Below are 22,869 nucleotides of genomic sequence, written 5' to 3' on the forward strand. Positions count from 1 at the left end.
GCAGAACAGCTCCAACTCTGCCTCTGACATCGACTCCATCCAGGCTGAGGTTAACCAGCGTCTCGCGGAAATCGACCGAGTAACCAAGCAGACTGACTTTAACGGCATCAAAATACTGAACAATGATGATGCGAAAACTTTCAACTTCCAGGTTGGCTCCAAAGATGGTGAGACTATCGGTATCACCATGAATGATAGTTCCGGCTGGAACCTGTACTCTGCGACCGGTACTTCCGGTGCCGGCAATGCCAGCGTCAGCGGCACTGATCGTAAAATCAAAGTCAGTGGCTTCGATGTACTGACTGCAACCGGCACATCAGGTACTACCACTACCGGTGCGCTGTCTACTATCGACGATGCTATCAAAGCGGTCGATACTCAGCGCAGCCTGCTGGGTGCGTCTCAGAACCGTTTTGAGTCCACCATCTCCAACCTTAATAACACCGTGAACAACCTGTCTTCTGCCCGTAGCCGTATTCAGGATTCTGATTACGCGACGGAAGTGTCGAACATGTCCCGCGCGCAGATCCTGCAGCAGGCTGGTTCTTCCGTCCTGGCCCAGGCCAACCAGGTTCCGCAGACCATGCTGTCCCTGCTGCGTTAATCGCAGAACCCGTAACATAAGAAAAGCGCCGCTTGTCGGCGCTTTTTTATTGTCATCCCTACACCACCTCCCGAGGAGGTGGTGTATAGCCTGAAGAATGCCCATGCCGGAATATCTCTGCTTACTTACCGCAAGCAAGTAGAAGGAGACAAACCGACATGGGACTTTACAGGAATTCATCCCATGTATATTGGCGTTGCAAATACCACATAGTCTGGACGCCCAAGTACCGATTCAGGATCCTGAAAGATAAGCTGGGTAAGGAACTGTACAGGACGATCTATATCCTGTGTGGAAGAAAGGATTGTGAGGTTCTGGAGTTAAATGTTCAGCCCGATCATGTACATCTTGTTGTAATCATTCCATCTAAGCTCTCGATATCAACTCTGATGGGCCATCTAAAAGGCCGCAGCGCCATCAGGCTTTATAATTGTTTTCCACATATTAGGAAGACGCTATGGGGAAACCATTGTTTGGTCCCGAGGCTGCTTTGTCGATACGGTGGGAGTGAATGAAGAAATTGTCAGGCGGTATGTGAGGCATCAGGAGAAAACGGAACAAACGCACGAACAGCAGATGGAGTTGCTGGAGTAGTTATCGAATGTTGACAGCAGCCCCCTTACAGGGGGCATTCTCAAAAGCCACCTTCTCAGAAGGTTGTCTTTTACTGTCACTTCTGTGGCTGCGAATCACCCGCTGTCTGATGTAATCCGCAAGAATACCCGCGTTTTATAGCTGATTTTTCGAATTTGGATTTTGTTCTATCAGGTAAATTTGAGTTTTACGAAGTTTATTGACGTACTGTCTGCAGTACCTCTTACTCAGCCAATGGAAAAATTATGCCCCGGATATTAATCACAACCAACCACTTAGAGAAACTTCAGGGAAGCGAACTCGTCACGCTGGAAGCCGTACAGTTTTTTCTGGAGCAAGGATGGGATGTTGATGTTTTTACTCATCTTATTGGTGGTGATCTTGAGCAACTTTTTCTGCAACTGGAACACCAGGATAAGTTGTTACTGACCAACGATGATAACTATCCGTTCGAGGGCGATTACGATATCATTTGGCTGCAACATAGTGTCATGAACAAATGGCTACGCAGGCATATCTTTGAAGAAGGGGTTCGTACACGCTTTATTTTCAATCATATGTCGTCGTTTGCGGATATGGAGTTACCTGTACCGGGTATACCAGAAAACGATATGGCTTATCGCATCTTAGCCGTGTCATACGAATGCAGCGATGTACTGAAAGTGAAAGGGATCGATCCTGCGAAGATTTCGCTGTTTGATAACCCAGTGCCCGATCGCTATATCACTGCTGATGCTGCGAAACCTTTTCCTGAACTAAAAAAAGCACTATTTATTTCCAATCACCGTCCACCCGAACTTGATGAGGCAGCCAAACTACTTATAGCAGAAGGCGTGGAATGTGTGCTTCTCGGCGGTCATAACAAGCAGGTGCGGGTTACACCTGAATTAATCAGCAGCTATGATGTAGTCGTCACGATTGGTAAATCGGTTCAGTATTCTTTAGTCGCTGGCGTCCCCGTCTATATCTACGATCTGTATGGCGGCGATGGCTATCTTATGGCCGACAATCTGGAAAAATCCCACTACCATAATTTCTCCGGTCGTGCGACAAACAAGAAACGCAGCAGTGACACTATCTGTAACGAGCTCTTGGCTGGCTATGCAGAAGCGCGCAGTTTCGTTATGGATAATCGTGCTGAGTTTGCCAGCCGCTGGAGTTTAAATAACAAACTTTCTGCCTTGATAGATTTGAATGATGAAGCCTCTTTTTTCCAGTTCAGCGAAACGGCATTCCGTGAAATAGACTTGCATAACAAAAAACTCAGGAAATTGGTTGAGCCTTCCTGGTCATACAGCAAATGGTTTAGCTCGATTCAAGATGGTGAAAAACGTCTTGAAGCTGTGGAATACATTTTGAAGGAAAATGATGCTCTAATTCCGATAGACGTCATTATCTATCGCCAGGAAGAGACGATTGATATTGAAGCGACATTGGAAAGTATTGAAGGGCAGAAATATAAGGCTAATAAGGTCTGGCTGCTCAGCGGCGATGTTGCAGGTCAGCAGTACGTTGAAGCGATCAATGGCACTGAGCGCAGCCGCTTTAATGCAAACCTTAACGATATTATTTCTGCACTCAACTCTTCCATTGTTTTGTTTGTGCATGCCGGAGATAAAGTTTTTCCACACACTTTACTGGCTATAGCCGAAGCTAAGATGCTGAAACCTCAGGCAAAAGCTTATTACTTTGACGAAGAAATTTTTGTCGATGAAGGTAAAGCACATCCTATATTAAAACCTGACATCAACATCGATTTATTAAGAAGCTATCCGTATGTAGGCAAGATGCTTGCATTTGATGTAGCAACGTTAACCGAGGAAAGCGCATCTATTAATATCTATGGTGAGTTTTTTGCAGTCTCGATGTTGTTCAAACTGATTGAGCAGCAAGGGCTTGCCGTGATCGAACACCTTGAGAAAATATGTTTACGTACAAACATATCCAGCCTTGCTTGGTTAACAAAAGATAATTACCAACATTACAAAATGCTGGTAGGTCAACACCTTACTAACCTGAATGTGAAAGCATGTATTGATACCATTTTTATTAACAATAATGCATCGCTGGATATTAAATATACGGAGTTTGAGACTGCCAGTGCCTCAATCATCATCATTGCCAATAATGATGTTAAGGCATTAAGTGGTTGCGTAGAAAAACTGCTGGAACTCACCAACGGAATTGCGTTCGAGATTATTCTTATTAGCTATAATGAATTGTTGCCTGAGGTTAAAATGTATTTGCAACAGCTGGCTAATTTAGGAATACCGCAGCTTAGAGTATGTAGCTGGCAGGGCGGATATAGTTGGCCGGGCATGAATAATATGGCGGTTACTGAGAGTCGGGGTGATATTGTCGTATTTTTAAATCCAGACATGTTAATCGTCGAATCCGACTGGCTTAGCACGCTTGCGGGGTATTTTTCTCGTCCCGAGATCGGGTTAGTCGGGCCAAAAATTATTAACCAAGATGCCCAGGTGATTGGCGCTGGCCTGGTTTTAGGGATGAACGGTAATGTTGGCAGAATCTTCGATGGTGAATCCACTGCTGCTGCTGGTTATTTAAATCGCTTGCAGGTAGCCAATAACATGAGTGCGTTGACGCATGAATGTTTATTAGTTCGTAAAGACGTATTTATTGCCGTATCCGGATTCAATGCAGATGAATTTACGGCGGGTTTTAGCGAAGTGGATTTGGCTTTGCGATTAACACAAAACGGCTATTGCCATGTTCTAGTCCCTTCCGTCAGATTAGTGTGTCTTAATATCGGTTTTGCGAGTAGTCGCCAGAGTGATGCTGGCCTGCAAGAGCGTTTTTACGAAAAATGGCTTTCTTCACTGCATTCCGATCCGGCTTATAATCGTAACCTGAGCCGACATTCACCTGGCTTCGAATTATCGCCGTATCTGGCGACAGTGCATCGTAATCTGCCTGGTAAACCGCTTCCTGTGGTTATCGCTAATAACGCCGACAGGCACGGTTGTGGTTACTATAGAATTATTCACCCTTTCAATGCACTGGCAAATGAGCTTTTTATTGACGGTGGTACGAGCGATCTTTTACTTAAACTTCCAGATATTATGGAGTTTGAACCTGATACGATACTTATTCAGCCAGGGGCACGTAGGGGATTGTCGTCATATATAGAGAGAATCAAGAAATTCTCTAATGCAAATATCATCCTTGATTATGACGACTATGCTCCGAATATCCCTGTGCGTAGTTCAGTTCGTCGTTTTATTAAGCAGGATATCATCAAGGATATCCGCAAAGATTGTCAGTTAGCTGATCGGATAGTGGTTTCCACCCCTGCGCTGGCTGAAGAGTTCTTTCGATTTTCTGACTCCATCGTGGTGGCACCAAACGGGCTGCCTCGCGATATCTGGGGTAAATTAAAATCACGTCGGCAGGTTGGACAGAGATTGCGTGTTGGTTGGGCTGGCGGCGCGACTCATACCGGTGACTTATCCATTCTCAAACCATTAATGAAAATGTTTGAAAATGATGTGCAATGGGTATTTATGGGAATGCAGCCGCAGGGGATTGATTGCGAATTTCACAAGGGGGTTCCAATCGAGGTATATCCTGAAAAACTTGCAAGCCTTGATCTTGACCTTGCGCTTGTTCCGCTTGAAATTAATCAATTTAACGTCTGTAAAAGTAACTTACGTTTACTGGAGTTGGGTGTTTGTGGTATTCCGATTATCTGCACAGATATAGAACCATACCGGTGCGGGCTTCCTGTAACGTTAGTTAAAAATGAATTCTCGGCATGGGTTAAAGCGATTAAGGATCATATCAATAATCCAGATACGCTCCCCGTGCTCGGCGATAAGTTGAGGGAAGCCATCAACGATAATTGGATGCTGGAAGGGGAGTTGCTGGAAACTTGGCGAAATGCTTGGGTTGAGTAACTTACCTAAGTAAAAAATTTTGTAAATTCATGCATTAACAGAACGAATTGTGCCTTTGCTCAGGTGCAATTCGTGTCCCGTCTTCCCCTTGAGCTGACTTATAAGCTCAAATGTTAAGATGAGAATGTTCAGTTTTTATTTCTGCTTAACGCATTGTTTTTCTTTTTTAAAATGGCATTTAGCTCACATTCCAAACCTATACCAATAAAAACACGTCTTTTTTAGCGCCTATTCATCCGATTAAAACCACTCCAGAATCGGATAATCGTGCCGATAACTCAATTAACGCAGGGCTGTTTATCGTGAATTCACTCTATACCGCTGAAGGTGTAATGGATAAACACTCGCTGTGGCAGCGTTATGTACCTCTTGTGCGTCACGAAGCATTGCGCCTGCAGGTGCGTTTGCCGGCGAGTGTGGAACTGGACGACCTGCTACAGGCGGGCGGTATCGGTTTACTGAATGCAGTAGACCGATATGACGCTCTGCAAGGAACGGCATTTACCACTTACGCAGTACAGCGTATTCGTGGGGCGATGCTGGACGAATTGCGCAGCCGCGATTGGGTGCCGCGCAGCGTTCGGCGTAATGCCCGCGAAGTGGCGCAGGCAATGGGGCAACTTGAGCAAGAACTGGGACGTAACGCGACGGAAACAGAAGTGTCGCAGCGTCTTGGAATTCCTGTAGAGGAATACCGTCAGATGCTGCTCGATACCAATAACAGCCAGCTTTTCTCCTATGATGAATGGCGGGAAGAGCATGGCGACAGTATCGAGCTGGTCACCGACGATCATCAACAGGAAAACCCGTTATTCCAGTTAATGGAAAGTAATTTACGTCACCGGGTCATGGAAGCGATTGAGTCGCTGCCGGAACGTGAACAACTTGTCCTGACACTGTACTACCAGGAAGAACTCAATCTGAAAGAGATTGGCGCCGTTCTGGAAGTCGGGGAATCACGAGTCAGCCAGCTCCATAGCCAGGCCATTAAACGCTTACGTACCAAGCTGGGTAAGTTATAGGTCGGTGATTCTGCATCACTCCTGGTAAATGCTGTACAACGCATTGACAACCAGGAGTTATCATGACGGTGCAGCAACCTAAAAGACGGCCTCTAAGCCGCTACCTTAAAGACTTTAAACACAGCCAGACGCATTGCGCACACTGCCACAAGCTGCTTGATCGCATCACACTGGTACGCCGGGGCGAAATTGTGAATAAAATCGCGATTTCGCGTCTGGATATGCTGTTGGATGAAGCGGCCTGGCAACAAGAGCAAAAAGAGTGGGTCGCACTCTGTCGTTTTTGCGGCGATCTGCACTGCAAAGAGCAGAGCGATTTCTTCGACATCATCGGTTTTAAACAATATCTTTTCGAACAAACCGAAATGAGCCACGGTACGGTGCGCGAGTATGTCGTGCGTTTGCGCCGCCTCGGCAACCATCTCACTGAACTCAATATTTCCCGACAACTGCTTGAAGAAGGGTTCCTCGACGAAAATCTGGAACCGTGGTTACCGGCGACAAGTACCAATAATTATCGGATTGCTTTGCGCAAATATGCGCAGTTTAAAACCCAGATGCGTTTTGCTTCCGTGCAAAAAATCGCTGTAGGTGCAACATCTGATTTATATTAAAAAGGAATAAGATGTAGCCGAGTTGTGCTTGTACTTAGCGTCAGGCACCTTACACTACAGCCAATGTCTTTATCGGGGTAACTATGAAACTAGCACTTTTGGGACGTCAGGCGCTGATGGGTGTGATGGCCGTCGCGCTGGTAGCAGGTATGAGCGTGAAAACATTCGCGGCGGAAAACCTGCTCAATAAAGTCAAAGAGCGTGGCACGCTGTTGGTGGGTCTGGAAGGTACATATCCGCCGTTTAGTTTCCAGGGCGACGATGGCAAGCTTACTGGTTTTGAAGTGGAGTTCGCCGAAGCGTTGGCGCAGCATCTTGGCGTAAAAGCATCCCTGAAACCCACCAAATGGGACGGCATGCTGGCATCGCTGGATTCTAAACGCATCGACGTGGTGATTAACCAGGTCACCATCTCCGATGAGCGCAAGAAAAAGTATGATTTCTCCACGCCCTATACCGTTTCCGGTATCCAGGCGCTGGTGAAAAAAGGCAACGAAGCGGGGATTAAATCCGCGGCGGATCTGAAAGGCAAGAAAGTGGGTGTGGGTCTTGGCACCAACTATGAAGAGTGGCTGCGTAAGAACGTGCAGGGCGTTGATATTCGCACCTACGATGATGACCCGACTAAATATCAGGATCTGCGCGTTGGCCGTATTGACGCTATCCTGGTCGATCGTCTGGCCGCGCTGGATCTGGTGAAGAAAACCAAAGATACGCTGGCGGTGGCGGGGGATGCTTTCTCGCGTCAGGAATCCGGCGTTGCGTTGCGTAAAGGCAATGACGATTTGCTGAAAGCTATCGACGCAGCCATTGCCGAGATGCAAAAAGACGGCACCATGAAAACGCTGTCGGAAAAATGGTTTGGCGCGGATGTGACGAAGTAATCGTTGCCCGCTAAAAAAAGGCGCTTAATCAAGCGCCTTTTTTATTTCATCGACTTTAGTGTGCATAATAAAAACCATTGCTAACGTTACCTGGTATTCGGAGGTTTTATGCCCTTGCACAATGTGACCCGCTTTCCGCGCCTGGAGTTGATTGGCGCGCCCACGCCGCTGGAATATTTGCCGCGGCTTTCCGATTACCTGGGGCGCGAAATTTTTATCAAACGCGATGATGTAACACCGGTGGCGATGGGCGGCAATAAGCTGCGCAAACTCGAGTTTCTGGCGGCGGATGCGCTGCGTGAGGGCGCGGATACGCTGATTACCGCAGGGGCAATTCAGTCCAACCATGTCCGCCAGACGGCGGCGGTGGCGGCGAAATTAGGCCTGCACTGTGTTGCGCTATTAGAAAACCCAATTGGCACCACGGCAGAAAACTACCTGACTAACGGCAACCGTTTGCTGCTGGATCTGTTTAATGCGCAGATTGAAATGTGCGACGCGTTGACCGATCCCACGGCGCAACTGGCGGAACTGGCGACGCGCATAGAAGCGCAGGGGTTTCGTCCTTATGTGATCCCGGTGGGGGGGTCAAACGCGCTGGGCGCAATGGGGTATGTGGAAAGCGCGCTGGAGATAGCCCGGCAATGCGAAGGCGCAGTTGGCCTTTCATCGGTTGTGGTCGCTTCCGGCAGTGCCGGTACGCACGCCGGTCTGGCGGTCGGGCTTGAGCAACTGATGCCCGATGTGGAACTGATTGGCGTGACGGTCTCAAGAAGCGTTGCGGATCAAAAACCGAAAGTGGTGACGCTGCAGCAGGCTATCGCGCGGGAACTCGAATTGCAGGCCAACGCCGATATTCTGTTGTGGGATGACTACTTCGCGCCAGGTTACGGCACACCGAATGATGAAGGAATGGAAGCGGTGAAATTGCTTGCCCGCCTGGAAGGTATTTTGCTGGATCCGGTTTATACCGGCAAAGCGATGGCCGGCTTACTGGATGGCATTGAGCAGAATCGCTTTAAAGATAACGGGCCCATCCTGTTTATCCATACGGGCGGCGCTCCGGCGCTGTTTGCCTATCACCCCCATATTTAATACCCAGGCAGAGCAAAAATAATGCAAGAGAGTCTACAACTGGTTATCGACTCCGCACCTTACCTGTTAAAGGGCGCGGTATTTACACTGCAACTCAGTATTGGCGGGATGTTTTTTGGCTTACTGTTGGGCTTTCTGCTGGCGCTGATGCGCATGTCGTCGCTGTTACCTGTGCGCTGGCTGGCACGGTTTTACATTTCGATTTTTCGCGGTACGCCGCTTATCGCCCAGTTGTTTATGATCTATTACGGTCTGCCGCAGTTTGGTATTGAGCTGGATCCTATTCCGTCGGCGATGATCGGTCTGTCACTTAATACGGCGGCCTACGCGGCGGAGACGCTGCGCGCGGCGATTTCGTCTATCGATAAAGGGCAGTGGGAAGCGGCGGCCAGTATTGGCATGACGCCGTGGCAGACGCTGCGTCGGGCTATTCTCCCGCAGGCCGCGCGTGTCGCGCTGCCGCCGCTGAGCAACAGTTTTATTAGCCTGGTGAAAGATACGTCACTGGCAGCCACTATCCAGGTGCCGGAGCTGTTTCGTCAGGCGCAGTTAATCACTTCCCGTACGCTGGAAGTGTTCACTATGTACCTTGCGGCGTCGCTGATTTACTGGGTAATGGCGACGGTGCTCTCTTCGCTGCAAAACTATTTCGAAAACCAGCTTAATCGTCAGGAGCGTGATCCGAAATGAGTGCTATCGACGTGAAAAATCTGGTGAAAAAATTCCACGGCCAGACGGTGTTGCACGGTATCGATCTTGAGGTGCAACAGGGCGAAGTGGTGGCGATTATTGGCCCGAGCGGCTCCGGTAAAACCACCTTGTTGCGCAGTATTAACCTGCTTGAACAGCCGGAGCACGGCACAATCCGCGTGGGTGATATCACCATTGATACCGCGCGATCGCTGAGCCAGCAGAAAAGCGCTATCCGCCAGTTACGCCAGCATGTCGGGTTTGTTTTTCAGAGCTTCAATTTGTTCCCGCACCGGACAGTACTGGAAAACATTATTGAAGGGCCGGTGATCGTCAAAGGCGAACCAAAAGACGAGGCGGCCGCGCGGGCGCGTGAACTGCTGGTAAAAGTGGGGCTGAGTGGCAAAGAGAATAGCTATCCACGGCGCCTGTCGGGTGGGCAGCAACAGCGTGTGGCAATAGCCCGTGCGCTGGCGATGCGTCCGGATGTGATCCTGTTTGACGAGCCGACATCCGCGCTCGATCCTGAACTGGTGGGGGAAGTGCTTAATGCCATTCGCCAACTGGCGCAAGAAAAACGCACGATGGTGATTGTCACGCATGAGATGAGCTTTGCGCGTGACGTGGCAGACAGGGCAATATTTATGGATCAGGGGCGGATTGTGGAACAAGGCCCCGCGAAAGCGTTGTTTGCCGACCCGCAACAACCGCGTACGCGCCAGTTTCTGGAAAAATTCCTCATGCAGTAATGCTTACGCGGTTCAGCGCACAAATTGGCTGAATCGCGTTAATTTTACTTAAGTTAAAATTCACTGCTTTTATTACATACAGATTTTGCAGGGATATTTCCCGACTTTCTGCCGTGCGGCTGAAAAGCCAGCCAGTTATTCCTTCCTGAAGATGCCGTTAACGCTGGCGTTAAACGCAACTTATTTCCGGCTGCATCGATATTTTATATTTATAATTAAGTTTTATGTGTTAGCTTATTGTATACAAAATAATGATTATTAAAGTCAGGGGTATTACCGGTCGGTATGCAGGATACAGAATTCTTTACCTGGCGTCGTGACATGATGTCGCGGTTCCAGGAGATGACAACGTCCCAGGATGTTTATTCAGAATTACAGCGGCAGACACAGCTGCTGGAATTTGATTATTTCTCGCTTTGCGTTCGTCACCCGGTGCCTTTTACCCGGCCGAAGTTGAGCGTTGAAACCTCTTATCCGCAAGCGTGGATGCAGCATTATCAGGCAGAGAACTACTTTGCTATTGACCCGGTGCTGAAGGCTGAAAACTTCATTCAGGGTCATCTTCCCTGGAATGACAAACTCTTTCGCGATGCCATGGTATTGTGGGATGCGGCACGGGATCACGGATTGCGCAAAGGTATTTCGCAGTGCCTGATGTTGCCCAATCATGCAATGGGTTTTTTATCCGTATCGCGCACCAGCCTGTTTGGCAAAATGATGTCGGATGATGAAATTGAATTGCGCCTGCAGACACTGGTGCAGTTAAGCCTGCTGGCATTAACGCGTCTGGAAGATCAGATGGTGCTGGCGCCTGAAATGAAATTCAGTAAGCGTGAACGTGAAATTCTCAAGTGGACGGCGGAAGGGAAAACATCTGCAGAGATCGCGATGATTTTATCCATATCCGAAAACACAGTTAATTTTCATCAAAAAAATATGCAGAAGAAATTTAACGCGCCGAACAAAACACAGATCGCATGCTACGCAGCGGCGACAGGGATGATTTAAATATCCCTTATGTTTTGCCCGGCAAAGATAGCCAGCTGACAAAGTTATTTGGCAGCCGGTTATTATTTACTGGCGATAGGCTTGTTTAATTTGCTTAACAGTACCGGAAAATACCGTCGCCTGAGCTTCGTCTTCCATTTGTTCGATTTGCTTTTCCATTTTAAGGATAACGCGTCCGGCGTCTGCCTGGCCCATAGCCTGCAGCATCAGCGTAATCATTGATTTCAGGCAGGAGACTTCCAGCGCCAGTTCCTTTGCGTTATCAGCAGTGGAAAAATCAGGTGTGCTCAATTTATTTTCCTCGTTACGGTGTCGCGCAGGTGCGCGACGGACACTGTCAAAGCGGCGGAGTATACCATAATGATGGCAAAAGAAAGCAGCGGTTGTTTTTTGATCATTGTTTTTAGTTTATTAAATTAAACCTGACGGTAATTAACCGTGCTGCTTTTAATTGTCGAAGAATATATGTTTAAGTAAGGTTTAGAGGCAGTTAATGGTTGTTACATGCAAAGCGTGCTAATAGTCAGACCTGCAAACACCATTGTCGGGTAACGGCTTGAAAAGCAGGCCTAAAACTTTTTTAGCGCTGCGCTTAAAAAGATCGCGAAACTTTCCAGACGCTGTATAACTTAATTTCCAAAAACGCGAACAAAATCGAAAGTTACGGGTTTTTTAACCTTTCACTGTTAGATGAAAAAAAGTTAATATACGTTGAATAAGGTTTTTGTCGCGTTATCCCTATTTCGGAGATACTCCATTGATCAACGTACTACTTGTTGATGACCATGAACTGGTGCGCGCAGGGATACGACGCATTCTTGAAGACATTAAGGGCATAAAAGTTATCGGCGAGGTCAACTGCGGGGAAGATGCCATTAAATGGTGTCGCGCCAATACGGTTGACGTCGTTCTGATGGATATGAACATGCCCGGTATCGGCGGCCTCGAAGCGACGCGGAAAATCGCGCGTGGTAGCGCTGATACCAAAGTGATTATGCTTACTGTCCACACTGAAAACCCACTGCCTGCGAAAGTGATGCAGGCAGGTGCAGCAGGATACCTCAGCAAAGGCGCCGCGCCGCAGGAAATGGTGAACGCTATCCGCTCCGTGCAGTCTGGCCAGCGCTATATCGCTTCTGACATTGCTCAGCAAATGGCGCTCAGCCAAATCGAACCCGAAAAAACGGACTCGCCGTTCGACAGTTTGTCTGAACGTGAATTGCAGATTATGCTGATGATCACCAAAGGCCAGAAGGTCAATGAGATCTCAGAGCAGCTACATCTGAGCCCAAAAACGGTGAATAGCTACCGCTATCGTATGTTCAGCAAATTGAACATTCACGGCGACGTCGAACTGACGCACCTCGCTATTCGCCACGGGTTGTGCAATGCGGAGACGTTAATAAGTCAGTGACTGAAGTTTTTGATTCGAAAGCATTTCTCAAAACGGTTACCAGTAAACCCGGCGTTTATCGTATGTATGATGCCGGTGGAACTGTTATCTATGTCGGTAAAGCGAAAGACCTGAAAAAACGGCTTTCCAGCTATTTTCGCAGCAACCTTGCCTCACGTAAAACGGAAGCGCTGGTTGCACAGATCCAGCAGATTGATGTCACCGTTACCCATACGGAAACCGAAGCGCTGTTGCTTGAGCATAACTACATTAAGCTCTACCAGCCCCGGTATAACGTGTTGTTACGTGACGATAAATCCTACCCGTTTATTTTTCTCAGCGGCGATACGCATCCTCGTCTTTCCATGCACCGCGGCGCGAAGCATGCGAAAGGGGAGTACTTCGGGCCTTTTCCGAATGGCTATGCCGTGCGCGAGACGCTGGCGCTGCTGCAGAAAATTTTCCCTGTTCGCCAGTGTGAGAACAGCGTCTATCGCAATCGTTCACGCCCGTGCCTGCAATACCAGATTGGTCGTTGCCTTGGGCCCTGTGTCGCCGGGTTGGTCAGCGAGGAGGAGTATGCGCAGCAGGTTGACTACGTGCGCCTCTTTCTTGCCGGCAAAGATGACCAGGTACTGACTCAGCTTATCGCGCGCATGGAAAAAGCCAGCCAGGCGCTGGAGTTTGAAGAAGCGGCGCGTGTCCGCGACCAGATTCAGGCCGTACGCCGCGTGACGGAAAAACAGTTTGTTTCTAATACTGGCGACGATTTGGACGTTATTGGCGTGGCTTTTGATGCCGGAATGGCCTGCGTACATGTACTTTTTATCCGTCAGGGTAAAGTACTTGGCAGTCGCAGCTATTTTCCAAAAGTGCCGGGCGGCACCGAGCTTGGCGAAGTCGTGGAGACCTTTGTTGGCCAGTTCTATTTGCAGGGTAGCCAGATGCGTACCTTGCCGGGTGAAATCTTGCTCGATTTCAACTTGAGCGATAAAACGCTCCTGAGCGACTCGCTTTCCGAACTCGCAGGCCGACGGGTGAATGTGCAAACCAAACCGCGCGGCGATCGTGCGCGTTACCTTAAGCTGGCGCGTACCAACGCCGCCACGGCGCTGGCAACCAAACTTTCTCAGCAGTCTACGGTTCACCAGCGGCTTGCTGCGCTGGCTAGCGTGCTGGAGTTGCCGGAAGTGAAGCGTATGGAGTGTTTCGATATCAGCCACACGATGGGGGAGCAAACGGTGGCCTCATGCGTGGTATTTGATGCCAATGGCCCGTTGCGGGCGGAGTATCGACGTTACAACATTAGCGGAATCACGCCGGGTGATGATTACGCGGCGATGAATCAGGTGCTGCGTCGCCGCTACGGTAAAGCGATCGAAGAGAGCAAAATCCCTGATGTGATCCTTATCGATGGTGGTAAAGGGCAGTTAGGGCAGGCGAAAGCCGTTTTTGCCGAACTGGATGTGGCGTGGGATAAAAATAAACCTTTGCTGCTGGGCGTAGCGAAAGGCGCCGATCGCAAAGCCGGTCTGGAAACGTTGTTCTTTGAGCCGGAAGGCGAGGGTTTTAGTCTGCCACCGGATTCACCAGCGCTGCATGTTATCCAGCATATTCGCGATGAGTCGCACGATCATGCCATCAGCGGACACCGCAAAAAACGCGCGAAGGTAAAAAACACCAGTTCCCTGGAAACCATTGAAGGCGTCGGGCCGAAGCGACGTCAGATGTTGTTAAAATACATGGGCGGTTTACAAGGTTTACTCAATGCAAGTATTGATGAAATCTCAAAAGTGCCGGGCATCTCGCAAGGACTGGCAGAAAAGATCTACTACTCGTTGAAACATTAAGGGCTCTGTAGCACCATAGAGCGAATATTTACGGACAACAGACAGTTAACGCCACTATGCGATTTAATATCCCTACGTTGCTCACCCTATTTCGCGTCATCCTGATCCCGTTTTTCGTGCTGGCGTTTTATCTTCCCTTTCCGTGGGCGCCGTTTGTTTGTGCGCTGATTTTCTGTTGTGCTGCGGTAACTGACTGGTTTGACGGTTTTCTGGCGCGTCGCTGGAATCAAAGTACCCGTTTTGGTGCCTTCCTTGATCCTGTTGCTGATAAAGTGCTGGTCGCGATTGCGATGGTGCTGGTCGCAGAACACTATCACAGCTGGTGGGTGACGCTGCCTGCGGCAACGATGATCGCGCGCGAGATCATTATCTCTGCGCTGCGTGAATGGATGGCGGAAATGGGTAAGCGCAGCCGCGTGGCCGTTTCGTGGATTGGTAAAGTCAAAACCACGTCGCAGATGGTTGCGCTGGTATGGCTCCTCTGGCGTCCGAATATCTGGGTTGAATATGCCGGAATCGCGCTGTTTTTCGTTGCCGCAGTGTTAACGCTGTGGTCAATGCTGCAATATCTCAACGCTGCGCGTGGCGATCTGCTTGAACCGTGATCGTTTCGTCGCAATTTTCAGCAAACGATCCGGGTTTTGAAAAATATCGTTGACTCAGTGCGTCAGGTAAGTAGAATGCAACGCATCGGAAGGCGGCGTAGCTCGCCAGATGATTGTAAAATCAAGACATTACAACAAATCTTGATTATGCGGGAATAGCTCAGTTGGTAGAGCACGACCTTGCCAAGGTCGGGGTCGCGAGTTCGAGTCTCGTTTCCCGCTCCAGTTTAATGCATCGGCTATATTAGCGGGTGCGGGTTGAAAAACCTGTAGTATTCAGGCGCGTTAGCAAAGCGGTTATGTAGCGGATTGCAAATCCGTCTAGTCCGGTTCGACTCCGGAACGCGCCTCCAATTTCCTTCCCGAGCCCGGATGGTGGAATCGGTAGACACAAGGGATTTAAAATCCCTCGGCGTTCGCGCTGTGCGGGTTCAAGTCCCGCTCCGGGTACCATGGGAAAACAAGAATAAAATCAATGATAAGCAGTGTCGTGAAACCGCCCTTGAAGGCGGTTTTTTTATGCCTGAAATTTGCTGAGTGGCGATGAAATGGCGATGGTGTGGCGGTAACTAAAGCACTTAGTACAGAAAGTCCAAGTTATCATTCAGGTGATATAAAATATATTCATCTAATCAGACTGACATGATTTGGCAAAATTTAGAGTGTTATAATGAAAGAGCCCCGTTTTCACGGGGTCTTTTATAATCTCTCATCATTGTAATTCGATTATTGAAGATTCTCTGTGTTAGTCCACAAATCGTATAGTTCACCTTTGAAGTAAACTTTTACTTGTGCGACGCCGCTTGTCCATCCCATTGATACGATTTTATCAACTGGCAAATCTTTCTTCGGGAAAAAACATTCTGTACCCATGATTTCTTTGTAAGAATCTTGATCTTTGTGCTGAATGATGGCTTGTAATTTCTCAAATGCATTTTCAGACGTGCAAGCAGGATAGTCACCTTTAAGGCTTGCTGCTGAGGCAGCGCTACTGATAAATAAAAGGGTTGCTGTGCTTAAAATTTTCTTCATGATTTCCTTGCTTCCATAAAAATATTGAGGCGACAAACATTTTATACCAACAGATCTAATTGACCATTCCCATAATGTGAGGATGGAAATGCATCAATGGGAATGAAATCATCCGGTAATTTCTCGCGGGGGCCGCGCTTCGTTACCAGCTTTTCCACACTGTTAAGTGTGGTAAATGTGATGCTGCATTCAAAGTTCTGGCACTGATGATACTGACGGATCGTCATCTCACTGAGACGGCGACTGGTGCGTGTGCGAGCGACAGCACCACAAATTGGGCAAACAAACATGATGGCCTCCCGTGGCGGGAGTTGAACTCGCAGTTATTATGGCTTCGTTTATTCAGTCTCTGCAATCCATTCCGGTATTTTGGCTTCCAGCTCCAGCCGGGTTTTAAATCCACCGTCATCAATTGAATGTGCAGCACGGGCAATAATCCAGTCCTGAGAATCAATATCGGATTTAAACCCCGTAACGGTTCCGTGCATTTCCGGGTAGAGATCGGCACGGCCCCGCGCCAGTGTTAATGTAAATTCCGCTGCACCCCGTTTGAGTTGTTGCCATTTGGCAGCAGCGGCGCGCTTAGCCGCTGTTTCACTGGCGTATGTTTTGCGTAATACATAGACGTTGCCGTCTTCACCCTCCAGATAATCCCCGTCTCTGGCGCTGCTGCGTGGTGGCTTTTTCTTTTTCGGCTTGCGGTTTTTGACCGTTACTTTTTTCTTTTTGCCGAATTCCAGATCCAGCCAGTACGCCCTTACGCCTGTATAGGCATCGCGATCAGCAATACGGAATGAATGGCGGTCACCACTTGAACGGGTGATTGAGAATTCCGGCAGCGGCTTAGCACTGGCGCTCACGCCGCCACCCGGCAGAATAAACAACAGGCTGCCATTTTTGATTGTGGCAATGGCGCCCAGCATTTCCGCCATTCTCGTCAGGAAAGACATATCACTTTCCTGCGTCTGATCGGCGTGATCGATCTCGATGTTGATGAGCTGCTCAGAAATAACCGGCGTCAGTTTATACCGGTGAGCGATGGCGGAAATGACGCGCTCAACCTTAACGTCATGCCAGGACACTTCGCGCTTGGTGTTGAATTCATCCCTGAAATCAGCGCTGCGTGCCGTCAGTTCCAGGCGATCAGGCGGCCCGGAATGCGCCACTTCATCCAGGGTATAAATCCCTTTATAGACCAGCGGCTCGCCACGCCAGCCGATGGACACTGACAGTTCCGCCCCGCGCGGCGGCAACTGCAACTGGCCGTCACTGTCAGCAATAGTGATCGTCAGTTCATCGGCTTCAAATCCCCGGTTGTCGGTCAGTTCCAGTGAAATAAGCCGGTCATCCAGTATGGTCAGTGCTTTGCCACCAAGCATGATCCGGAACGCCGGAACCGGTGACAGCTCATCCTGAAAATCCTGAAATGTCTGTGCGCTCTTATCCAGTTGTGCTTTGGTTTTGCTGATTGCGTCTGCTGACAGTGCCATGTGAACTCCTCCGGCGCTGATAGTTTCATGCGCGCGCGAAGCAGAAAACTGTCGTTTGTTGTCGCAAACATCAGACACCCGGCAGTACGTGTCGGGCATGCTCATTTTGTGGAATATAGCCCCGAACTCACAACATGATGGCGGTACAGCATGACCGACAACTTTTTCCACGGGGCGCGTGTTAAGGAGGAAACCGACCTCCAGACAGCGATCAATGACATTGATTCCACGGTCATTGGGCTTGTCGCTGTTGCGGATGACGCCGACCCCGAAACCTTTCCGCTCAACACGCCAGTGCTGCTGACGCGTGTTATCACAGCCCTGGGGAGCGCAGGCAAAACAGGCTCCCTCTACAAATCCCTGAAAGCCATTTCCGACCAGGTGAGCACCCGCGTGATTGTGGTACGCGTTGCGGAGGCGAAGGCAGGGGAGAACGAGCCAACGCAATCCCAGCTCATCATCGGTGGCACGCAGGCTGACGGCAGTTATACCGGGATGTTTGCCCTCCTGACCGCCGAACAGAAAACCGGTTATCGCCCGCGCATTCTCGGTGTTCCGGACTATGACACTCAGGAAGTCACGGCGCAGCTGCGCGTGATCGCGAAACAGTTACGTGCATTCTCTTACAGCTATTGCGATGGCTGCGAGACTATCGCCGAAGCGAAAGCCTACCGCGAACAGTTCGCTGAGCGCGAGGGCATGCTTATCTGGCCCAACTTCATCGCCTACAACTCACAGACCGGCGTGAATGAAGAGTTTCCCGCTGTCGCCTACGCGTTGGGGCTTCGTGCACTGATCGATAATGAACAGGGCTGGCACAAGTCGCTATCCAACGTCGCTGTCAGGAATGTACTCGGGATTGCCAAAGATGTTTTCTGGGCGCTTCAGGCGGAAGATTCGGACGCTAACGAGCTGAATGCCAATGAGATCACCACGCTTATCAAACGTGACGGATTCCGTTTCTGGGGCAACCGCACCACGGAAACGGATGAATACATTTTTGAGGTCTATACCCGCACAGCCCAGATTCTGGCGGACAGCATTGCTGAAGCGCAATTCACGACCGTTGACACGCCACTGACGCCTGCAAACGTCAAAGACGTGGTGAGTGGGATTAACAGCAAGCTTCAGGCATTAGTCACCGAGGGCAAACTGATTGGTGCATCCTGCTGGTTCGATATTATTGATAACCCGACGACCGGCATCCGGCAGGGTAAAGCTGTGGTGCGCTACAACTACAGCCCGGTGCCACCGCTGGAAGATCTGACGATGATTCAGACATTCACCGATCAGTATTACGAAGCGGCATTTTCTTCCCTCGGAGGTGCGTAAATGGCGATCCCTAAAAAAATTCGCTTGTTCACGCTGTTCGTCAATGGCGTGAACTACATCGGGAAAATCCCCAGCGTGACGTTACCGAAGCTTACCCGCAAAACTGAGGATTTTCAGGGCGCCGGTATGCTCGGGGCGGTTGCCGTGGATCTGGGTATCGATTCCGGCGCGCTGGATGCCTCAATGGTTGTTGGCGGCGTGGTTGAAGAGTTGCTCCTGAAATACGGTGGTGACATTGACGAACTGCGCCTGCGTTTTGCTGGCGAGATTTACAGTGGCGGAACCAGTTCCCTGATGGAAGTGGAAATGCGCGGGCGTATTACGGAGATTGATCCCGGTGATGCAAAGCAGGGTGATGACACTAACCACACCTACGCCATCAAAAACACTTATTACAAGCTGTCAGTTGATGATAAGCCGCTGCTGGAAATTGACCTGCTGAACTTTATCTACAAGCGCAACGGGGAAAATCTCTACCCGGATCGTATTTCTTCCGCGCTTGGTCTGAATAGCTGACAACTTTCACTTAACCCTTTAACGGTGGCACAGGTTGCCACCCAGGAGATTTACCCATGGCTGTAACACTGACGAAACCCATCAAACGCGGTAACGATGAAATCACCGTTGTGACCATCACCGAGACGATTAAACAGGCTGGCTCACTTCGTGGCCTGCGCCTCGTTGACGTACTCAATTTCGATTTTGACTCCACCTCGACACTGTTATCCCGCGTTACCTCTCCAGCGCTGACCACGGCGGATATTGCCGCAATGGATACGCAGGATTACGTGGCACTTGCCGAAGAAATCACGCCTTTTTTGACGAAAGCGGCGCCATCAGTTCCGGGCGTGGTGGCGACGGCGAACGAATAAGGGAAGCTCTCTTTAGCAGCGTTGAGGATCTGATTGCTGATATCGCTGTCATTTTCCACTGGCCGCCCTCTGTCATGTATGACATGGAACCGCGCGAACTGATGGCATGGCGGCAGCAAGCCGCCATCCGTAGCGGCAACCATGAGGATGAAGCCGATGGATCTTAATATCCGCGTCGCGTTCAGTGCGATCGATAAACTCACCCGCCCGACTAGTGCCGCCAGCAAAGCTGTTGGCGGCCTTACCGAATCACTTAAAAAAACACAGGACGCAGTTAAACAGCTCGACAAACAAACGTCAGCGTTTGATAAGCTGCGCGCCCAGGCCAACGATACCGCGCAAAAACTCAGCCGCACGCAACGGGCTTTCGATGGCCTCAACCAGAAACAGCGGGAAGGGGGCCAGCTTACTGAGGCCCAGGCGGCACAGCTTGAAACACTGCGCGGAAAAATTTCCCGGCTTAACCAGACCTACAGCCAGCAAACCACCCGGCTACGTGAAGCAACACAGGCTATCCGTCAGCACGGCGTTAACCTGACCGCCGGAAGTGGCGCGGTGCAAAGCGCCCTGCGCAGAACTGAGCAATATACGCTGGCGCTGGAGCGGGAACGCCAGCAACTGGCCGCGATTACAAAGGCTCAGGCTCAATATTCACGGGCAAAAGAAACCGGCGACAAATTACGGGGCGCAGGGATGGGCATGGCCCTCGGTGCTGCCGCTGCGGGCTATGGCGCAGGGCGCTTTTTATCAACTCCGATTGGTTTTGATACTGATATGTCACGCGTGATGGCGCTGACACGGATGGATAAAACAGATCCCCGTTTTAAGGGGTTGCGCGATCAGGCCAAACAGCTTGGCGCAGACACCGCATTTTCCAGCAGTGACGCCGCACAGGGCCAGGCCTTTCTTGCCATGGCCGGATTCACGCCGGAGGCGATCAAGGCAGCGCTTCCCGGCGTGCTGGATACCGCCATCGCAGGCGGGGCGCTGAGTGGCGATATTTCCCTTGGGGAAACAGCGGATATTGGTGCCAGTATCCTCAACCAGTTCCGTCTACAGGCCGGAGATATGGGGCGCGTGGGTGACGTTCTGGCCGGAACATTCACCAGAACGAGCACCAACCTGCGCGATCTCGGCGAAACAATGAAGTACACCGGCCCGGTGGCCGCCAGCCTTGGTATCAGTCTGGAAGAAGCGGCCGGGATGGCGGGCATGCTGGCTAAAGGCGGTCTACGTGGCAGCGACGCGGGCACTGCAATGCGCGCATCATTGAGTCGGCTTGCAGCACCGACCGGCGCAGCATCAAAGGCGCTGAAAGAGCTGGGTGTATCTGTCGCCGACAGCACCGGCAAGATGCGGCCCGTTGAAAGTATCCTCGTCGATTTGTACAAGGCGACCAAAAAATATGGCTCCACTGACCAGGTGAGTTTCTTCAAGGATATCGCCGGAGAGGAAGCTTTTGTCGGATTGCAGTCGCTGGTTAAATCCGCCGGCAGTGGTGATCTTCAGAAGCTCATCGCCGAATTGAAAAAAGCACAGGGCGAATCGGCGGGCGTGGCTAAAAAAATGTCGGATAACCTTGGCGGCGATTTGTCCAACCTCAGCAGCGCATGGGAGGGGTTACAGACCGAAATATCCGACACGGTGAATGGCCCGCTGCGCAGTCTGATTCAGTGGCTGGATGAGACAATCACGCGTGTCGCCGGACTGGTCAAAGCGAATCCCGAGCTGGCACAGACATTGTTACTCGTTGGTGGTGGCGCACTGGCGCTGACTGCTGCGCTGGGTGCGGTATCGATTGTCACAGGCATACTGATTGGCCCGCTGGCAAAGTTGCGGCTGGGCTTTACCCTCCTGACCGGAGGGAAAGGCATAACAGGCACCGTTGCCGCGCTTCGCACGCTGGGAACCGTTGGCGGCCCGGTGCTTGGCAGAATGAGCGGCTGGGGCGTGCTACTCGGTTCATTTTCTAAAAATATCGGTGGTGTAACCGGTCTTTTACCGGCGTTGCGCGGCGGGCTGCTCTCAGCATTCCTTTCGCCAGGTGCGGCGGTTGGCTCACTGGTGAAAGGTATCGGCGGTCTGGCATTACGCCTGACCGGGCTGCCTGCCATCTGGGGGCTGATCACCACGACGGTATCGGCCCTCGGCGGTGTGCTTTCATTTTTGCTCAGTCCGATAGGGTTGATTGGTGCGGCATTTGTGGCTGCCGGGTTGCTGATCTGGCATTTCTGGGAGCCTATTAAAGCTTATTTCCTCGGATTTTTTAGTGGAGTCTGGCAGGCACTAACGCCGCTGCGTGATGCTTTTGCATCCCTCATCCCTGTATTTTCAATGATATGGGACGGCATCAAACAGGTATGGGACTGGTTTAAAAAACTGCTGTCGCCGATGCAGGCCAGTAAAGAAACCCTGGATCAGTGCACCAGTGCCGGTGAGACGTTTGGGAAGGTTTTTGGTTTCGCGTTGCAGGCGCTGCTGGCGCCGCTGACCCTTTTGATGGAGGGGGTAGGGTGGGTTCTGCAAAAGCTTGGGTTGATCCCGGCAGGGCTTGATGAAGCGAAGCGAAAAGCGGAGAGCCTGACGCCCAAAGCGCCGGTTATGTACGAGTGGGATCCCCAGCAGAAAAAGATGATTCCCAAAAGCTGGAACTGGTCTCCCGATGCCCCGGCGAAAACGCCTCCGCCGGTTACCACTCCGCCTGTCATCCCCGAATCCGGAACAGCGCGGCGTCTCAAGGAAATATCAGATAACACCAAAACCACGGCGGATAACACGACGAAGATAGGCCCTGGCGATATCGTTTTCAAAAATTTGCCGCAGGCGCTGGCATTACGTGGCGCATACCAGGAGGCGCGGGTGATCACTCAGCCTGTGCCGGGTGTTGCTGCATCGGCGGCTGGCGGGATGCTGTCCGTCCCGGCTGCCACACAAAGGGCCGTAGCTGCGCCGGTCGCAGCACCTTCCGCTGCGCCTGTTTTTCAGATCAATTTCAACGACGTGGGAAGTAAGTCAGTGCCGGAGCTTGAAAAAATGGTACGCGATGCCGTCCGGGATGCGCTGGCCACCACCAACAAAACTAACCGTGGTTCGTTCCGCGACCGCGATTAAGGAGTGT

The 22,869-nt window shown here is 50.5% G+C and carries 22 protein-coding genes, 3 tRNA genes and 1 pseudogene; 21 read left to right on the plus strand and 5 right to left on the minus strand.

Features of this window, described 5'->3' with window-relative positions; all coding sequences use genetic code 11:
- From BN2591_RS22490 to sdiA, 10 genes and pseudogenes are all read left to right on the plus strand, one after another.
- Nucleotides 1-604: flagellin (locus BN2591_RS22490; RefSeq protein WP_143468280.1), on the plus strand; the 604-nt coding region annotated here is incomplete at its 5' end.
- Between the two features lie 158 nt (nt 605-762).
- Nucleotides 763-1,198 (plus strand): annotated as a pseudogene (gene tnpA, locus BN2591_RS22495) (IS200/IS605 family transposase).
- A gap of 245 nt (nt 1,199-1,443) precedes the next feature.
- Nucleotides 1,444-5,115, plus strand: a complete 3,672-nt coding sequence (locus tag BN2591_RS22500; RefSeq protein ID WP_086873987.1) for a glycosyltransferase — start codon at nt 1,444-1,446, stop codon at nt 5,113-5,115.
- Nucleotides 5,116-5,417: 302 nt separating this feature from the next.
- The gene (locus tag BN2591_RS22505; protein ID WP_007371523.1) at nt 5,418-6,137 is read left to right on the plus strand and encodes an RNA polymerase sigma factor FliA; all 720 of its coding nucleotides are present in this window, start codon (nt 5,418-5,420) and stop codon (nt 6,135-6,137) included.
- 62 nt (nt 6,138-6,199) lie between these two features.
- On the plus strand, nt 6,200-6,751 hold the full coding sequence (fliZ, locus tag BN2591_RS22510) for a flagella biosynthesis regulatory protein FliZ (protein WP_017458347.1): 552 nt from the start codon (nt 6,200-6,202) through the stop codon (nt 6,749-6,751).
- A gap of 83 nt (nt 6,752-6,834) precedes the next feature.
- Nucleotides 6,835-7,635 carry a cystine ABC transporter substrate-binding protein gene (gene tcyJ / locus BN2591_RS22515; RefSeq protein WP_017458346.1) on the plus strand — a complete coding sequence of 267 codons (801 nt, stop codon included), beginning with the start codon at nt 6,835-6,837 and terminating at the stop codon, nt 7,633-7,635.
- A gap of 108 nt (nt 7,636-7,743) precedes the next feature.
- Nucleotides 7,744-8,730 carry a D-cysteine desulfhydrase gene (gene dcyD, locus BN2591_RS22520; protein WP_086873988.1) on the plus strand — a complete coding sequence of 329 codons (987 nt, stop codon included), beginning with the start codon at nt 7,744-7,746 and terminating at the stop codon, nt 8,728-8,730.
- 21 nt (nt 8,731-8,751) lie between these two features.
- The gene (gene tcyL / locus BN2591_RS22525; protein WP_086873989.1) at nt 8,752-9,420 is read left to right on the plus strand and encodes a cystine ABC transporter permease; all 669 of its coding nucleotides are present in this window, start codon (nt 8,752-8,754) and stop codon (nt 9,418-9,420) included.
- The gene (gene tcyN, locus BN2591_RS22530) at nt 9,417-10,169 is read left to right on the plus strand and encodes an L-cystine ABC transporter ATP-binding protein TcyN (RefSeq protein ID WP_086873990.1); all 753 of its coding nucleotides are present in this window, start codon (nt 9,417-9,419) and stop codon (nt 10,167-10,169) included. Before tcyL ends, tcyN begins: the two co-directional genes overlap by 4 nt.
- 285 nt (nt 10,170-10,454) lie before the next feature.
- On the plus strand, nt 10,455-11,177 hold the full coding sequence (gene sdiA / locus BN2591_RS22535; protein ID WP_086873991.1) for a quorum-sensing transcriptional regulator SdiA: 723 nt from the start codon (nt 10,455-10,457) through the stop codon (nt 11,175-11,177).
- A 66-nt stretch (nt 11,178-11,243) separates the two neighbouring features.
- On the opposite strand, the gene BN2591_RS22540 is transcribed toward sdiA, so the two are convergent.
- Together BN2591_RS22540 and BN2591_RS25035 are read right to left on the minus strand one after the other, a co-directional pair.
- Complete coding sequence (locus BN2591_RS22540) at nt 11,244-11,468, minus strand: DUF2594 family protein (RefSeq protein WP_020454169.1); 225 nt, start codon at nt 11,466-11,468, stop codon at nt 11,244-11,246.
- Nucleotides 11,465-11,575, minus strand: a complete 111-nt coding sequence (locus BN2591_RS25035; RefSeq protein ID WP_419177755.1) for a hypothetical protein — start codon at nt 11,573-11,575, stop codon at nt 11,465-11,467. The genes BN2591_RS22540 and BN2591_RS25035 overlap by 4 nt, the downstream gene beginning before the upstream one ends.
- Before the next feature lie 359 nt (nt 11,576-11,934).
- Here BN2591_RS25035 and uvrY point away from each other — a divergent pair, with 359 nt between their 5' ends.
- The 6 genes from uvrY (at nt 11,935) to BN2591_RS22570 (ending at nt 15,478) form a co-directional block, all read left to right on the plus strand.
- Nucleotides 11,935-12,591 (plus strand): UvrY/SirA/GacA family response regulator transcription factor, encoded by a 657-nt coding sequence (uvrY, locus tag BN2591_RS22545; RefSeq protein ID WP_017458339.1) that lies wholly within the window; start codon nt 11,935-11,937, stop codon nt 12,589-12,591.
- Nucleotides 12,588-14,420: an excinuclease ABC subunit UvrC gene (uvrC, locus tag BN2591_RS22550; RefSeq protein WP_086873992.1), complete on the plus strand. Its 1,833-nt coding sequence runs from the start codon at nt 12,588-12,590 to the stop codon at nt 14,418-14,420. The genes uvrY and uvrC overlap by 4 nt, the downstream gene beginning before the upstream one ends.
- A gap of 56 nt (nt 14,421-14,476) precedes the next feature.
- On the plus strand, nt 14,477-15,025 hold the full coding sequence (pgsA, locus tag BN2591_RS22555) for a CDP-diacylglycerol--glycerol-3-phosphate 3-phosphatidyltransferase (RefSeq protein ID WP_017458337.1): 549 nt from the start codon (nt 14,477-14,479) through the stop codon (nt 15,023-15,025).
- A 149-nt stretch (nt 15,026-15,174) separates the two neighbouring features.
- Nucleotides 15,175-15,250 (plus strand) — tRNA-Gly (locus BN2591_RS22560).
- Nucleotides 15,251-15,304: 54 nt separating this feature from the next.
- Nucleotides 15,305-15,378: transfer RNA gene (locus BN2591_RS22565), tRNA-Cys, on the plus strand.
- Between the two features lie 13 nt (nt 15,379-15,391).
- A tRNA-Leu gene (locus tag BN2591_RS22570) sits at nt 15,392-15,478 on the plus strand.
- A 273-nt stretch (nt 15,479-15,751) separates the two neighbouring features.
- Here BN2591_RS22570 and BN2591_RS24830 read toward each other — a convergent pair.
- The 3 genes from BN2591_RS24830 to BN2591_RS22585 are packed head-to-tail and all read right to left on the minus strand — an operon-like array spanning nt 15,752 to nt 17,547.
- Nucleotides 15,752-16,057 (minus strand): hypothetical protein, encoded by a 306-nt coding sequence (locus BN2591_RS24830; RefSeq protein ID WP_244173055.1) that lies wholly within the window; start codon nt 16,055-16,057, stop codon nt 15,752-15,754.
- A gap of 41 nt (nt 16,058-16,098) precedes the next feature.
- On the minus strand, nt 16,099-16,347 hold the full coding sequence (locus BN2591_RS22580; protein ID WP_086873993.1) for an Ogr/Delta-like zinc finger protein: 249 nt from the start codon (nt 16,345-16,347) through the stop codon (nt 16,099-16,101).
- A gap of 48 nt (nt 16,348-16,395) precedes the next feature.
- Nucleotides 16,396-17,547 (minus strand): phage late control D family protein, encoded by a 1,152-nt coding sequence (locus BN2591_RS22585; protein ID WP_086873994.1) that lies wholly within the window; start codon nt 17,545-17,547, stop codon nt 16,396-16,398.
- 150 nt (nt 17,548-17,697) lie between these two features.
- Here BN2591_RS22585 and BN2591_RS22590 point away from each other — a divergent pair, with 150 nt between their 5' ends.
- Genes BN2591_RS22590 through BN2591_RS22610 form a run of 5 tightly spaced genes read left to right on the plus strand, consistent with a single transcriptional unit; the run spans nt 17,698 to nt 22,862 of the window.
- Entirely contained in the window at nt 17,698-18,879 is a 1,182-nt protein-coding gene (locus BN2591_RS22590) for a phage tail sheath subtilisin-like domain-containing protein (RefSeq protein WP_086873995.1), read from the plus strand.
- Nucleotides 18,880-19,395 (plus strand): phage major tail tube protein, encoded by a 516-nt coding sequence (locus BN2591_RS22595; protein ID WP_071920348.1) that lies wholly within the window; start codon nt 18,880-18,882, stop codon nt 19,393-19,395.
- A 56-nt stretch (nt 19,396-19,451) separates the two neighbouring features.
- Nucleotides 19,452-19,751: a phage tail assembly protein gene (locus BN2591_RS22600; RefSeq protein WP_086873996.1), complete on the plus strand. Its 300-nt coding sequence runs from the start codon at nt 19,452-19,454 to the stop codon at nt 19,749-19,751.
- A gap of 41 nt (nt 19,752-19,792) precedes the next feature.
- Nucleotides 19,793-19,918, plus strand: a complete 126-nt coding sequence (locus BN2591_RS24835; protein WP_256371265.1) for a GpE family phage tail protein — start codon at nt 19,793-19,795, stop codon at nt 19,916-19,918.
- The gene (locus tag BN2591_RS22610) at nt 19,908-22,862 is read left to right on the plus strand and encodes a phage tail tape measure protein (RefSeq protein WP_425268962.1); all 2,955 of its coding nucleotides are present in this window, start codon (nt 19,908-19,910) and stop codon (nt 22,860-22,862) included. Before BN2591_RS24835 ends, BN2591_RS22610 begins: the two co-directional genes overlap by 11 nt.
- Nucleotides 22,863-22,869: the final 7 nt, after the last annotated feature.

It is taken from the genome of Kosakonia pseudosacchari (assembly GCF_900184035.1).
In the GTDB taxonomy this organism is placed as follows: Bacteria; Pseudomonadota; Gammaproteobacteria; order Enterobacterales; family Enterobacteriaceae; genus Kosakonia; species Kosakonia pseudosacchari.

What these genes read in the sequence shown, in the direction of transcription:
- BN2591_RS22590 (WP_086873995.1), top strand. Translation starts at nt 17,698, where the DNA reads ATGACCGACAACTTTTTCCACGGGGCGCGTGTTAAGGAGGAAACCGAC.
- fliZ (WP_017458347.1), top strand. Translation starts at nt 6,200, where the DNA reads ATGACGGTGCAGCAACCTAAAAGACGGCCTCTAAGCCGCTACCTTAAA.
- tcyN (WP_086873990.1), top strand. Translation starts at nt 9,417, where the DNA reads ATGAGTGCTATCGACGTGAAAAATCTGGTGAAAAAATTCCACGGCCAG.
- BN2591_RS22595 (WP_071920348.1), top strand. Translation starts at nt 18,880, where the DNA reads ATGGCGATCCCTAAAAAAATTCGCTTGTTCACGCTGTTCGTCAATGGC.
- BN2591_RS22610 (WP_425268962.1), top strand. Translation starts at nt 19,908, where the DNA reads ATGGATCTTAATATCCGCGTCGCGTTCAGTGCGATCGATAAACTCACC.
- tcyJ (WP_017458346.1), top strand. Translation starts at nt 6,835, where the DNA reads ATGAAACTAGCACTTTTGGGACGTCAGGCGCTGATGGGTGTGATGGCC.
- BN2591_RS22500 (WP_086873987.1), top strand. Translation starts at nt 1,444, where the DNA reads ATGCCCCGGATATTAATCACAACCAACCACTTAGAGAAACTTCAGGGA.
- dcyD (WP_086873988.1), top strand. Translation starts at nt 7,744, where the DNA reads ATGCCCTTGCACAATGTGACCCGCTTTCCGCGCCTGGAGTTGATTGGC.
- BN2591_RS22585 (WP_086873994.1), bottom strand. Translation starts at nt 17,547, where the DNA reads ATGGCACTGTCAGCAGACGCAATCAGCAAAACCAAAGCACAACTGGAT.
- BN2591_RS25035 (WP_419177755.1), bottom strand. Translation starts at nt 11,575, where the DNA reads ATGATCAAAAAACAACCGCTGCTTTCTTTTGCCATCATTATGGTATAC.
- BN2591_RS22600 (WP_086873996.1), top strand. Translation starts at nt 19,452, where the DNA reads ATGGCTGTAACACTGACGAAACCCATCAAACGCGGTAACGATGAAATC.
- BN2591_RS24830 (WP_244173055.1), bottom strand. Translation starts at nt 16,057, where the DNA reads ATGAAGAAAATTTTAAGCACAGCAACCCTTTTATTTATCAGTAGCGCT.
- sdiA (WP_086873991.1), top strand. Translation starts at nt 10,455, where the DNA reads ATGCAGGATACAGAATTCTTTACCTGGCGTCGTGACATGATGTCGCGG.
- pgsA (WP_017458337.1), top strand. Translation starts at nt 14,477, where the DNA reads ATGCGATTTAATATCCCTACGTTGCTCACCCTATTTCGCGTCATCCTG.
- tcyL (WP_086873989.1), top strand. Translation starts at nt 8,752, where the DNA reads ATGCAAGAGAGTCTACAACTGGTTATCGACTCCGCACCTTACCTGTTA.
- BN2591_RS22580 (WP_086873993.1), bottom strand. Translation starts at nt 16,347, where the DNA reads ATGTTTGTTTGCCCAATTTGTGGTGCTGTCGCTCGCACACGCACCAGT.